Genomic DNA, 13,786 nt, shown 5'->3' with positions numbered 1-13,786 from the left:
GAAAGGTAATGCCTGACTGTCAAGAAATAGCCAACTTTTGCGGCATATTACAAGAAAAAAGGCGCCATAGGCGCCTTTTTATAACAAACTGATTACTTAATCTTGGCTACCAGCCAGGTTTAAGAGATCGGCCAAGTTCTGTTCGGCTTCACTTGCAGTGATCTTATTCACTACTACAGGTTCGTTTTTCTTCGCACGCGCTTCATTACGAGTCTTGTGATAAGCGTAACCAGTACCGGCTGGGATCAGTCGGCCAACGATAACGTTTTCTTTCAGACCACGTAATTGATCGCTCTTACCACCTACGGCGGCTTCGGTCAGTACGCGCGTAGTTTCTTGGAACGATGCTGCTGAGATAAAGGATTCTGTTGCCAGAGATGCTTTAGTAATACCCAGTAGTTCACGTTCGAAAGTCGCAGGCACTTTACCTTGGGCGATCAGTTCGCGGTTAGCGATCTTCACGCGTGACACTTCAGCTTGTTCCCCTTCGAGGAAGTCAGTGTCACCAGCAGAAGTGATAAGACACTTACGCAGCATTTGACGGATGATCACTTCGATATGCTTATCGTTGATCTTCACGCCTTGCAGACGGTAAACGTCCTGTACTTCGTTCACAATGTAGTTTGCTACGTTGTGGATACCACGAAGACGCAGAATGTCGTGTGCCGCTTCTGGACCGTCAGCGATAACTTCACCACGTTCGACTTTTTCACCTTCGAACACGTTTAAGTTACGCCACTTAGGGATCATCTCTTCATAATGATCGCCGCCATCAGCAGGTGTAATCACCAAACGACGCTTACCTTTGGTCTCTTTACCAAACGAGATGGTACCAGAGATTTCCGCCAGAATAGCAGGCTCTTTTGGCTTACGCGCTTCGAACAAGTCAGCAACGCGTGGCAGACCACCGGTGATGTCGCGTGTTTTAGACGATTCCTGAGGAATACGAGCTAAAGCGTCACCCACGTTGATTTGCGCGTTATCTTCCAAGTTAACGATCGCACTACCTGGTAAGAAGTACTGTGCTGGCACTTCAGTGCCAGGGATCATTAAGTCAGCACCATTAGCGCCAAGCAGACGGATCATTGGGCGCATTTCTTTACCCGCAGTACCACGCTGACCAACGTCAAGGATAACGATTGATGATAGACCCGTTAGTTCGTCTGTTTGACGTGTCATAGTGACACCGTCAATCATGTCTACGAACTTGATACTACCCGCCACTTCAGAAATGATTGGGTGAGTATGTGGATCCCAGTTAGCGATAACATCGCCCGCTTCAACAGCTGCTTCTTCTAGCTTCTCGAGCACAGTACCGTATGGCACTTTATAACGCTCTTTCTCACGACCCAGCTCGTCAATAACGGCCAGTTCAGAAGAACGAGAAACGATAACCAGTTTGCCGTCACTGTTAGTAACATGCTTAGCATTATGCAGTTTCAATGAACCCGAGTTTTTCACTTGGACATTGTTTTCTGCAGACGCTCTTGATGCCGCACCACCGATGTGGAACGTACGCATCGTTAACTGTGTACCTGGTTCACCGATAGATTGTGCTGCCACAACACCGATTGCTTCACCGTGATTAATGATATGACCACGAGCCAAGTCACGACCGTAACAAGCTGCACACACACCGAAATCGGTATCACAAGAAATAACAGAACGTACAATCACTTCGTCGATTGAATATTCTTCTAACTTGTCACACCAGGCTTCGTCGAGTAGCGTGTTACGTGGTGCGAGTACGTCTTCAGTGCCTGGATAGAACACATCAAGCGCAACCACACGACCCAGTACGCGTTCACGTAACGGCTCAACCACATCACCACCTTCAATCAGCGGTTTCATGGTTAGACCTTCGTGAGTACCACAATCGTCTTCGATAACCACTAAATCTTGTGCAACGTCTACAAGACGACGAGTCAGGTAACCCGAGTTCGCTGTCTTCAATGCCGTATCGGCTAGACCTTTACGCGCACCGTGAGTAGAAATAAAGTACTGGAGTACGTTTAGACCTTCACGGAAGTTAGCGGTAATTGGCGTTTCAATGATTGAGCCATCTGGCTTAGCCATCAGACCACGCATACCCGCCAACTGACGGATCTGTGCGGCACTACCACGAGCGCCTGAGTCAGCCATCATATAGATGCTGTTAAACGAGGCTTGTTTCTCTTCAACACCATCACGGTTAATCACTGTCTCAGTTGACAGGTTTTCCATCATAGCTTTAGAAACTTTTTCGTTGGCACTTGCCCAGATATCGATAACTTTGTTGTAACGCTCACCGGCTGTAACTAGACCAGATTGGAACTGCTCTTGAATTTCAAGAACTTCCGCTTCTGCATCAGCAACTAAGGTGTATTTCTCGTCTGGAATAACCATGTCATCGATACCTACAGAGGCACCAGAGATGGTTGCAAAACGGAAACCGGTATACATCAATTGGTCAGCGAAGATAACAGTATCTTTCAGACCCAGTTGACGATAACAAGTGTTCAACAGTTTAGAGATCTGCTTTTTGCCCATGTTCTGGTTAACCAGATCAAATGACAAACCTGCTGGCAGAATAAGTGACAGCAGAGCACGACCCACAGTCGTATCAACGATACGGCGTTGTTCAGTACGTTCACCAGTGTCACCAATAATGGTTTCAGTGATACGTACTTTTACGCGGGCATGCAGTTCAGCAGCGCCAGTTGCGTAAGCTTTTTCAACTTCAGCAACAGACATAAATGCCATACCTTCACCACGGCCGTTAATACGTTCACGGCTGGTGTAGTACAGACCCAATACCACGTCTTGAGACGGTGTGATAACAGGCTCGCCGTTAGCTGGTGACAGGATGTTGTTGGTAGACATCATCAGGGCACGGGCTTCAAGCTGCGCTTCCAGTGTCAACGGTACGTGTACCGCCATTTGGTCACCGTCGAAATCGGCGTTGTATGCCGCACAAACGAGTGGGTGTAACTGGATTGCTTTACCTTCAATCAGTACTGGCTCGAACGCTTGGATACCCAGTCTGTGCAGTGTTGGTGCACGGTTGAGCATCACTGGATGTTCGCGGATCACTTCATCCAGAACGTCCCATACTTCCGCCACTTCACGCTCAACCATCTTCTTAGCCGCTTTGATGGTAGTAGCTAAGCCACGACCTTCAAGCTTGCCATAGATGAATGGCTTGAACAGTTCCAGTGCCATCTTCTTAGGAAGACCACATTGGTGCAGACGTAGAGTAGGACCTACGGTAATTACCGAACGACCAGAATAGTCGACGCGCTTACCCAATAAGTTCTGACGGAAACGACCTTGCTTACCTTTGATCATATCGGCCAAAGATTTCAGAGGACGTTTGTTAGAACCGGTAATAGCACGACCACGACGACCGTTATCTAATAGCGCATCAACAGACTCTTGTAACATACGCTTTTCGTTGCGTACGATAATGTCTGGCGCAGCTAAATCTAACAGACGCTTCAAACGGTTGTTACGGTTGATCACGCGGCGATACAGGTCGTTAAGATCTGAAGTCGCGAAGCGGCCGCCATCAAGTGGTACCAGCGGACGTAAGTCAGGTGGTAACACAGGCAGTACTTTTAAGATCATCCACTCAGGCTTGTTGCCTGAAGTGTAGAATGCTTCCATCAGCTTAAGACGTTTAGTCACTTTCTTACGACGAGTCTCAGAGTTGATTGACGGCAATTCTTCACGCATTTGTTCGATTTCTTTCGCTAAATCGATAGCACGTAACAGTTCAAGCACTGCTTCGGCACCCATTTTAGCTTCGAACTCATCACCGTATTCTTCTAATGCATCCAGATAAGTTTCTTCTGTCAGCATTTGGCCACGTTCAAGGCTGGTCATGCCAGGCTCGATCACGACAAATGATTCAAAATACAGTACGCGTTCGATATCACGCAGCGTCATATCCAGCATTAAGCCAATACGTGACGGTAGTGATTTTAAGAACCAAATGTGCGCAACTGGGCTAGCCAGTTCGATGTGACCCATACGCTCACGACGTACTTTAGTTTGGGTTACTTCAACGCCACACTTTTCACAAATAACACCACGGTGCTTCAAACGTTTGTACTTACCGCACAAACATTCGTAATCTTTGACTGGGCCAAAGATACGCGCACAGAACAGACCTTCACGCTCAGGCTTGAAGGTACGGTAGTTGATGGTTTCTGGCTTCTTAACTTCACCAAAAGACCAAGAACGGATCAGATCAGGCGATGCCAGACCAATTTTGATGCCGTTAAATTCTTCAGTCTTGCTTTGCTGTTTCAGAAACTTTAATAAGTCTTTCACGTTTCTCTCCTGAAGGAGTTAAACCGGGTGCTCCGCTCGCACGGAGCACCATTCTGTTTGCCAAACGCGGCTAAAGGCCTGCGCTTATGCCTGATCCAACTCGATATTAATACCGAGTGAACGGATCTCCTTCAGTAACACGTTGAAGGACTCTGGCATGCCAGGTTGCATCTGATGGTTACCGTCGACGATGTTCTTATACATCTGAGTACGACCGTTAACGTCATCCGATTTAACAGTGAGCATTTCTTGAAGCGTATAAGCGGCACCGTATGCTTCTAGTGCCCACACTTCCATCTCACCGAAACGCTGACCACCGAACTGAGCTTTACCGCCCAGTGGTTGTTGAGTCACTAAGCTGTACGAACCTGTAGAACGGGCGTGCATCTTGTCATCAACTAAGTGGTTCAGTTTGAGCATGTACATGTAACCAACAGTTACTTGACGCTCAAATTCGTTACCGGTACGACCATCAAACAACTTCAACTGACCAGAGGTTGGCAAACCTGCAAGTTCAAGCATCTGCTTGATCTCTTTCTCTTTAGCACCATCGAATGCAGGAGTTGCAATCGGGATACCGCCTTTCAGGTTAGTCGCAAGACGTAATACTTCATCATCAGTGAATGAATCGATATCGACGCGCTGTTGCACTTCGTCACCTAATTCATAAACTTGTTTGATGTAGCCACGAACTTCAGCCAGCTCACGCTGTTCTTCAAGCATCGCAGTGATCTTGTTACCAATGCCTTTGGCAGCGGCGCCCATATGGACTTCAAGTACCTGACCAATGTTCATACGTGATGGAACACCTAGTGGGTTCAATACGATGTCTACTGGGTTACCTTGTTCGTCATACGGCATGTCTTCGATTGGGCAAATCTTAGAGATAACACCCTTGTTACCGTGACGACCCGCCATCTTGTCACCAGGTTGGATAGTACGCTTAACCGCTAAGTAAACCTTAACGATCTTGAGTACGCCTGGAGCCAAGTCATCACCTTGGGTGATCTTGCGACGTTTGATTTCAAACTTCTTATCGAAGTCAGCTTTCAGCTCTTCATGCTGTTCAGCTAATTGCTCAAGTTCAGTTTGTTTAGTTTCATCGTCAATGACTTGAATCAAAACATCTTTACGTGGCAAGGCAGCAATTTGCGCGTCAGTGAAACCAGCACCGATTAACAAGTTACGCGCACGGCTCAATACACCTTCTTCAAGGATCTTGAACTCTTCGCCTAAATCTTTACGAGCTTGGGCAATGTGCATCTCTTCGATTTCAACTGCACGCTTGTCTTTCTCAACGCCGTCACGGGTAAATACCTGAACGTCGATGATAGTACCCTTAACAGAGTTAGGTACACGCAGTGAACTGTCTTTAACGTCAGACGCTTTCTCACCGAAGATAGCTCGCAATAACTTCTCTTCTGGCGTTAGCTGTGTTTCGCCTTTTGGCGTCACTTTACCAACCAGAATATCGCCGCCCTTCACTTCTGCACCAATGTAAACGATACCTGACTCGTCGAGTTTCGACAGAGCAGACTCACCTACGTTTGGAATATCAGCCGTGATTTCTTCGCTACCCAACTTAGTATCACGAGCAATACAAGACAGCTCCTGAATGTGGATAGTAGTGAAGCGGTCTTCTTGCGCTACGCGCTCAGAAATTAAGATCGAATCTTCGAAGTTGTAACCGTTCCAAGGCATGAACGCGATACGCATGTTCTGGCCAAGGGCTAAGTCACCTAAGTCAGTAGACGGACCGTCTGCTAACACGTCACCGCGAACCACTGGCTCACCAACTGAACAACAAGGACGTTGGTTGATACAAGTGTTTTGGTTAGAACGGGTGTACTTAGTCAGGTTATAAATGTCGATACCGGCTTCGCCTGGGCGTAGCTCATCTTCATTTACCTTAACAACGATACGGCTCGCATCAACGTAGTCTACAAAACCACCACGCTTAGCAACAACCACAACACCTGAGTCAACAGCGAGAGTACGTTCAATACCAGTACCTACTAGCGGCTTTTCAGAGCGCAGCGTTGGTACGGCTTGACGTTGCATGTTCGCACCCATCAATGCACGGTTAGCATCATCGTGTTCTAAGAACGGGATGAGCGACGCAGCAACAGAAATGATCTGTTGTGGCGAAACGTCCATATACTGGATGTCAGCAGCGCGCATAAAGGTAGATTCACCTTTATGACGACAAGCAATTTGCTCTTCTGCCATACGACCGTTCGCATCAATTTCAATGTTCGCCTGTGCAATCACATAACGACCTTCTTCGATTGCTGACAAGTATTCCACTTCGTCAGTAATCACGCCGTCGATAACCTTGCGGTATGGCGTTTCTAGGAAGCCGTATGAGTTAGTACGGGCAAAACTTGCTAATGAGTTGATTAGACCAATGTTTGGACCTTCAGGGGTCTCAATTGGACATAAACGACCATAATGCGTTGGATGTACGTCGCGGACTTCGAAGCCTGCACGTTCACGAGTCAAACCACCTGGGCCAAGAGCAGAAATACGACGCTTATGCGTTACTTCTGACAGCGGGTTGTTTTGGTCCATGAATTGTGACAGCTGAGAAGAACCGAAGAACTCTTTCACTGCAGCAGAAATTGGCTTAGCGTTGATCAAGTCTTGTGGCATCAGCTCGTTCAGATCGCCTAAAGATAGACGTTCACGCACGGCGCGCTCAACACGGACTAAACCTACGCGGAATTGGTTTTCAGCCATTTCACCGACACTACGAATACGACGGTTGCCTAAGTGATCGATATCATCGACTTCGTCGAAACCGTTACGGATATGAATGATGTTCTTCATTACCGCGACGATGTCTTCTTTAGACAATACACCGCTACCTTCGTCATCAGGAATGCTGAGACGACGGTTGAACTTCATACGACCTACTTTAGACAGGTCATAACGCTCTTCACTGAAGAACAAGTTCTGGAATAGTGCTTCGGCAGCATCTTTGGTTGGTGGCTCGCCAGGACGCATCATACGATAGATCTCAACCAGCGCTTCTAAGCGGTTAGTGGTTGAATCGATACGCAGCGTATCTGAAATATAAGCACCATGATCTAGCTCGTTGATATACAAGGTGCTGAGTTCTTTAATACCGGCCAATGATAATTTAGCCAGATCTTCTAGGCTAATTTCACTGTTGGCAGAGACTAAAACTTCACCCGTGTCCGGATCGATATAATCTTGAGCAGCATATTTGCCCACGATATATTCAACTGGCACTTCGAGTTCAGTGGTATTGGTTTTTTCTAATTGGCGAATGTGGCGCGCAGTGATACGACGACCGGCTTCAACCAATACAGAACCTTCAGCATCCTTGATGTCATAGCTGGCAGTTTCGCCACGCAGACGCTCAGGAACCAAAGCCATAACCAGAGTATCTTTCTTGATCTTGAACTCAACGCGTTCAAAGAACAGATCGAGGATCTCTTGAGTAGAATATTCTAATGCACGTAACATGATGGTCGCAGGCAATTTGCGGCGACGGTCAATACGCACAAATAGTGCATCTTTAGGATCGAATTCAAAGTCAAGCCATGAACCACGGTAAGGAATAATACGTGCGTTATACAGCACCTTACCTGATGAGTGGGTTTTACCACGGTCATGATCAAAGAACACGCCTGGAGAACGATGTAATTGAGATACGATTACACGCTCAGTACCGTTGATAACAAAAGTACCGTTATCCGTCATCAATGGGATATCACCCATGTAGACTTCTTGTTCTTTAATATCTTTTACTGTGCCCGCCGCTGCTTCACGGTCATACAACACCATGCGTAATTTAACGCGTAGTGGAGCTGAGTACGTAACACCACGGATCTGACACTCTTTCACATCAAAAACAGGCTCGCCAAGCTTATAGCTGACGTATTGCAGTTCTGAATTACCAGAAAAGCTCTTGATGGGAAAAACGCTACGGAAGGCGGCTTCTAAACCGCGCTCACCGGTAGGATCTTGATCGGTGAACTTCTTAAAAGAGTCTAGCTGGATAGACAATAAATAAGGGATATCCAAAACTTTTGGACGCTTACCAAAGTCTTTGCGAATACGCTTCTTTTCAGAATAGGAGTAAACCATGGGTTTCCTCTGCTTACGAGATGTGACCAAGACTGAATAAATAACTTAAGTTATTAAAATTCAGCACGTTTGCCCATCACCGTTGATGGCAAGAACCTAACCAGTAATCTCTGCTAGGGACTGCAAAATTTGGCGACAAACGGTGAAAAAAAATCGCCAGCGCATATAGCGCAAAAAAGGCCGACGGTTAAAAAACCGCCAGCCTCCACCCAAGTGGCTTGGGTGAGCAAGCTAAATAATAGCTTACTTGATTTCTACAGAAGCACCAGCTTCAGTAAGTTCTTTCTTCAGAGCTTCAGCTTCTTCTTTAGAAACGCCTTCTTTAACTGCTACTGGAGCAGCTTCAGACATAGCTTTAGCTTCTTTCAGGCCTAAACCTGTTGCGCCACGGATTGCTTTAATAACAGCAACTTTGTTGTCGCCGTGAGCAGTCAGAACTACGTTGAATTCTGTTTGTTCTTCAACAACAGCAGCTTCAGCACCGCCAGAAACAACAGCAGCAGCAGCAGAAACGCCGAACTTCTCTTCCATTGCTTCAATAAGTTCAACAACTTCCATTACAGACATAGCTGCAAAGGCTTCTAAGATTTGGTCTTTAGTGATAGACATAACAAATGTTTCCTATTGTTCTGAATTCAATTTTATTAAGCAGCCAGCTTGAAATTAAGCGGCTTCTTGTTTTTGATCGCGCAGGGCGGCCAGTGTACGAACGAACTTGCCAGCAGATGCTTCTTTCATAGTCATCATTAACTGAGCTAGTGCTTCTTCGTATGTTGGCAGTTTCGCCAAACGATCAATTTCAGCTGCAGGGATGAAATTCCCTTCAAAGGCTGCGCCTTTAACTTCGAAGTTAGCTTGTTCTTTAGCAAAGTCTTTTAACAGACGTGCTGCAGCACCTGGGTGCTCTAAAGAAAAAGCGATCAAAGTTGGGCCAGTGAACGTCTCTGCTAGGCACTCAAAAGCAGTACCTTCAACAGCACGACGAGCCAATGTGTTACGTACTACACGTACATATACACCAGCTTCGCGAGCTTTTTTACGCAGACCGGTCATAGCACCTACAGTCACACCGCGAGAATCAGCGGCAACTGCAGATAGCGCACCTTTGGCAGCTTCGTTGACTTCAGCAACAATCGCTTTTTTGTCTTCGAGTCTTAATGCCATTGGCTTTACTCCTGGATTCTACCTAGGGTATTCCCTAGTATTTACCATACTAAATACTTATGTATTTAGTGACTTACGGTGCAGATTATCCAGTAAAAAAATTTAGCTGGGGCCTGACACCGTCTACGCAGGAAATTAAGTTATTTTTACAAAAAACACCTGCGGTCTTGGACGGAAACCTGAGTTAAACACCGCTAAAACGGAGGATAAAACAGGCTTCAACCCACAAAGTGCGCGCATTATAGACTAATGCACGCGCTTTGTAAAATTATACGGTTGTTTCAAGCGTAGCTTGATCAACTGCAACACCTGCACCCATAGTGGTAGAGATGCTGATCTTTTTCACGAAAATGCCTTTAGCAACTGCAGGCTTAGCCTTTTTCAGTGCTGACACTAACGCTTCCAAGTTTTCTTTCAATTGAACTGGTGTGAAATCCACTTTACCGATAGTAGTGTGGATAATACCGTTCTTGTCGTTACGGTAACGAACTTGACCAGCCTTGGCATTCTTAACAGCTTCAGCAACGTTTGGCGTTACTGTACCTGTTTTAGGGTTAGGCATTAAACCACGTGGGCCTAAGATTTGACCTAACATACCAACAACGCGCATTGCATCTGGAGATGCGATAACCACGTCAAAGTTCATTTCACCGGCTTTGATTTTCTCAGCCAGATCATCCATACCAACTAGCTCAGCGCCAGCTGCTTTAGCAGCTTCAGCATTTGCACCTTGTGTAAATACTGCAACGCGAACGTCACGACCAGTACCGTGTGGCAACACTGTTGCACCACGAACGTTTTGGTCAGATTTACGTGGGTCGATACCCAGGTTAACTGCTACGTCTACACTTTCAACGAATTTTGCAGTTGCTAATTCTTTTAACAGAGCAACAGCTTCGTTGATATCGTAGCTTTTAGTACCGTCAACTTTCTCGCGAATTACGCGCATGCGTTTAGTTAGCTTTGCCATTATATTAATCCTCTACAACCAAACCCATTGAACGCGCAGTACCTTCGATTGAGCGAGTCATCGCTTCAATGTCAGCACCAGTCATATCGGCAGCTTTAAGTTCAGCAATTTCTTGAACTTTAGCGCGAGCGATAGTACCCACTTTCTGAGTGTTTGGACGTGGAGAACCTGATTTCAGGCCTGCAGCAGTCTTCAGTAAGTAAGACGCTGGAGAAGTCTTGGTTTCAAAAGTGAATGAACGGTCACTGTATACAGTGATCACGACTGGAATAGGCATGCCTTTTTCCATTTTTTCTGTACGGGCGTTAAACGCTTTACAGAATTCCATGATGTTCACACCTTTTTGACCCAAAGCTGGACCAACTGGTGGTGACGGGTTCGCAGAACCTGATTTTACTTGTAGCTTAATATAAGCATCAATCTTCTTTGCCATCTGACATTTCCTCAGTTTGGGTTCAAACGCGCATCAGCGACATGCTGACGTGCTCCCCCGAAAACAACGGGGACGAATTATATAGAAATTCGCCCCCGTTGCCAAACGGATTTTGTATTTTATTTAATCAGCCTTTTTCAACTTGACTGAAATCAAGTTCAACAGGCGTAGAACGACCAAAGATCATTACTGATACTTTTACGCGGCTCTTGTCATAATCCACTTCTTCAACGGTACCGTTAAAGTCAGCAAATGGACCATCACACACACGAACCAATTCACCTGGCTCAAATATGGTTCTATGAGTCGGTGACGCTGTCGTTTCTTGTAAGCGACGCAGAATTGCATCCGCTTCTTTATCTGAAATTGGGGCAGGACGATCAGACGTTCCGCCAATAAAGCCTAAAACACGCGGGATGCTTTTGACTAAATGCCAGCTGTCATCGTTCATTTCCATCTGGACTAAAACATAGCCAGGGAAAAATTTACGTTCGCTCTTGCGACGCTGACCTGCACGCATTTCAATGACTTCTTCAGTCGGAACCAATACTTCACCGAAGTATTCTTCCATGCCGTGCATCTTAATGTATTCAATCAGTGACTTACAAACTCGGCCTTCATAGCCTGAGAATGCCTGCACTACATACCATCTTTTTTTAGCTTCTTTAGCTTCAGTCATTCGAGGTGCCTATACGCCAGTGATAAAATTGACAATTCGCATTAACACAGCATCCATACCCCAAAGGATAAGAGCTAAGATACCTGTTGCTGCAAGGACAATAAAAGTGGTGTTTAGCGCTTCTTGACGCGTCGGCCATACAACCTTGCGCACTTCGATATGCGCTTCACGGGCAAAAGCTAATGCTTTTTTACCTTTTACAGTCTGGAGCGCAATAAAACCAGCAATAGCGAATGCAACGATAACACTAAGCGCACGTATGACGGCACTGGCTTCGCTATACATTTGATTGCCAATAACAGCAGCGGCTAGCAATACAATCACTAAACCCCACTTCACGATATCCAGAGAATTGTTCTGGTTTTCAGTATTTGTTGTCATCGGTTTTTCCGTTACTCAATACGGCCTGAGCTTAGAGCACATTAATTGACGGGCATAATTCCCACATCATACTCTGCATTTCCGAACACCCTTAGAAACGCAAAATAGCATAAGCTCAGGGTCAAAAATCGGCCATAGATTGTATTCTTATTCGACTTTGTAAGCAAGGATGCGAATCCCATGCAAACCACAAAACCTATGAAATAATCCACTTAAACAAAAAAGGAAGCCGAAGCTTCCTTTTCAAACTAATCTCTATCGCTATTAAGCAATGATTTTAGCTACTACACCAGCACCTACTGTACGACCACCTTCACGGATTGCGAAGCGTAAACCTTCGTCCATCGCGATTGGGCAAATCAGAGTAACTACCATTTTGATGTTGTCGCCAGGCATTACCATCTCTACGCCTTCTGGCAGTTCGATAGTACCGGTTACGTCAGTTGTACGGAAGTAGAACTGTGGACGGTAGCCTTTGAAGAATGGAGTGTGACGTCCGCCTTCTTCTTTTGACAGAACATAAACTTCTGATTCAAATGTAGTGTGTGGGTTGATTGAACCTGGTTTAGCCAATACTTGACCACGTTCTACGTCATCACGCTTAGTACCACGTAATAACACACCACAGTTCTCGCCTGCACGACCTTCGTCAAGCAGCTTACGGAACATTTCTACGCCAGTACACGTTGTTTTAGTCGTAGTGCGAACACCAACGATTTCAACTTCGTCACCCACTTTAACAATACCACGCTCAACACGGCCAGTTACTACAGTACCACGGCCAGAGATTGAGAATACGTCTTCGATTGGCAGTAGGAACGGCTTATCGATGTCACGTTGTGGTTCTGGAATGTAAGAATCCAGTGCGTTAGCCAGTTCGATAATCTTAGCTTCCCACTCTGGTTGACCTTCTAGCGCCTTCAGAGCTGAACCTTGGATTACTGGTAAGTCATCACCTGGGAAATCGTATTCTGACAGAAGTTCACGAACTTCCATTTCTACCAATTCCAGTAATTCTTCGTCATCTACCATGTCACATTTGTTCATGAACACGATGATGTACGGTACGCCAACCTGACGAGAAAGCAGGATGTGCTCACGAGTCTGTGGCATTGGACCGTCTGTTGAAGCTACTACTAAAATCGCGCCGTCCATCTGTGCAGCACCAGTGATCATGTTTTTAACATAGTCAGCATGGCCTGGGCAGTCTACGTGTGCGTAGTGACGTGAAGGCGTGTCATATTCGATGTGAGAGGTATTGATTGTAATACCGCGCTCACGCTCTTCTGGAGCGTTATCGATTTGAGAGAAGTCTTTAGCTTCGCCACCGTAGGTCTTAGCCAGTACGTGAGAGATAGCTGCAGTCAGTGTGGTTTTACCATGGTCAACGTGACCAATGGTGCCCACGTTTACATGGGGCTTAATACGTTCAAATTTAGCTTTAGCCATGGTAATGCCTCAGTCCAAGAATCTTGGTGATGAAAACTAACATATAGAAAAAATCCGATGCATTAAAATGACATCGAACCGATTATGTTTAGGCGTAGGAGCTAAATTTAGAGAGGCTGGTGCTGATAGGCAGATTCGAACTGCCGACCTCACCCTTACCAAGGGTGTGCTCTACCAACTGAGCCATATCAGCAACTAATTTGGAGCGGACAGCGGGAATCGAACCCGCGTTATCAGCTTGGAAGGCTGGAGTAATACCATTATACGATGTCCGCGCAAC

9 protein-coding genes and 2 tRNA genes are annotated in these 13,786 nt (G+C 46.0%); all 11 read right to left on the bottom strand.

The features are described from left to right. Positions 1-96 precede the first annotated feature (96 nt). A complete protein-coding gene (gene rpoC / locus DYH48_RS22730; protein ID WP_006083606.1) occupies positions 97-4,314 on the bottom strand; it encodes a DNA-directed RNA polymerase subunit beta' in 4,218 nt (1,405 codons plus the stop codon). A gap of 84 nt (positions 4,315-4,398) precedes the next feature. After that, the gene (rpoB, locus tag DYH48_RS22725; protein WP_006083607.1) at positions 4,399-8,430 is read right to left on the bottom strand and encodes a DNA-directed RNA polymerase subunit beta; all 4,032 of its coding nucleotides are present in this window, start codon (positions 8,428-8,430) and stop codon (positions 4,399-4,401) included. Between the two features lie 243 nt (positions 8,431-8,673). Further along, positions 8,674-9,039 carry a 50S ribosomal protein L7/L12 gene (gene rplL, locus DYH48_RS22720; RefSeq protein WP_006083608.1) on the bottom strand — a complete coding sequence of 122 codons (366 nt, stop codon included), beginning with the start codon at positions 9,037-9,039 and terminating at the stop codon, positions 8,674-8,676. Positions 9,040-9,093: 54 nt separating this feature from the next. After that, entirely contained in the window at positions 9,094-9,594 is a 501-nt protein-coding gene (rplJ, locus tag DYH48_RS22715) for a 50S ribosomal protein L10 (protein ID WP_006083609.1), read from the bottom strand. 268 nt (positions 9,595-9,862) lie between these two features. Then, positions 9,863-10,564, bottom strand: a complete 702-nt coding sequence (rplA, locus tag DYH48_RS22710; protein ID WP_006083610.1) for a 50S ribosomal protein L1 — start codon at positions 10,562-10,564, stop codon at positions 9,863-9,865. A 4-nt stretch (positions 10,565-10,568) separates the two neighbouring features. Continuing rightward, complete coding sequence (gene rplK / locus DYH48_RS22705; RefSeq protein WP_006083611.1) at positions 10,569-10,997, bottom strand: 50S ribosomal protein L11; 429 nt, start codon at positions 10,995-10,997, stop codon at positions 10,569-10,571. A gap of 127 nt (positions 10,998-11,124) precedes the next feature. Further along, on the bottom strand, positions 11,125-11,676 hold the full coding sequence (nusG, locus tag DYH48_RS22700) for a transcription termination/antitermination protein NusG (protein ID WP_006083612.1): 552 nt from the start codon (positions 11,674-11,676) through the stop codon (positions 11,125-11,127). A gap of 9 nt (positions 11,677-11,685) precedes the next feature. Further along, the gene (secE, locus tag DYH48_RS22695; protein ID WP_006083613.1) at positions 11,686-12,057 is read right to left on the bottom strand and encodes a preprotein translocase subunit SecE; all 372 of its coding nucleotides are present in this window, start codon (positions 12,055-12,057) and stop codon (positions 11,686-11,688) included. A 264-nt stretch (positions 12,058-12,321) separates the two neighbouring features. Continuing rightward, on the bottom strand, positions 12,322-13,506 hold the full coding sequence (gene tuf, locus DYH48_RS22690; RefSeq protein WP_006083602.1) for an elongation factor Tu: 1,185 nt from the start codon (positions 13,504-13,506) through the stop codon (positions 12,322-12,324). A gap of 117 nt (positions 13,507-13,623) precedes the next feature. Continuing rightward, positions 13,624-13,699 (bottom strand) — tRNA-Thr (locus DYH48_RS22685). Between the two features lie 8 nt (positions 13,700-13,707). Next, positions 13,708-13,781, bottom strand: a tRNA-Gly gene (locus DYH48_RS22680). Positions 13,782-13,786: the final 5 nt, after the last annotated feature.

This window comes from Shewanella baltica, assembly GCF_900456975.1.
Classification (GTDB): Bacteria; Pseudomonadota; Gammaproteobacteria; order Enterobacterales; family Shewanellaceae; genus Shewanella; species Shewanella baltica.
The sequence above is the reverse complement of the archived record's forward strand: the minus strand, read 5'-3'. Positions and strand labels throughout refer to the sequence as shown.

Coding starts and splice junctions, on each gene's coding strand:
- rplJ (WP_006083609.1), bottom strand. CDS start 9,594: ATGGCATTAAGACTCGAAGACAAAAAAGCGATTGTTGCTGAAGTCAAC.
- tuf (WP_006083602.1), bottom strand. CDS start 13,506: ATGGCTAAAGCTAAATTTGAACGTATTAAGCCCCATGTAAACGTGGGC.
- rplL (WP_006083608.1), bottom strand. CDS start 9,039: ATGTCTATCACTAAAGACCAAATCTTAGAAGCCTTTGCAGCTATGTCT.
- rpoB (WP_006083607.1), bottom strand. CDS start 8,430: ATGGTTTACTCCTATTCTGAAAAGAAGCGTATTCGCAAAGACTTTGGT.
- rplK (WP_006083611.1), bottom strand. CDS start 10,997: ATGGCAAAGAAGATTGATGCTTATATTAAGCTACAAGTAAAATCAGGT.
- nusG (WP_006083612.1), bottom strand. CDS start 11,676: ATGACTGAAGCTAAAGAAGCTAAAAAAAGATGGTATGTAGTGCAGGCA.
- rplA (WP_006083610.1), bottom strand. CDS start 10,564: ATGGCAAAGCTAACTAAACGCATGCGCGTAATTCGCGAGAAAGTTGAC.
- secE (WP_006083613.1), bottom strand. CDS start 12,057: ATGACAACAAATACTGAAAACCAGAACAATTCTCTGGATATCGTGAAG.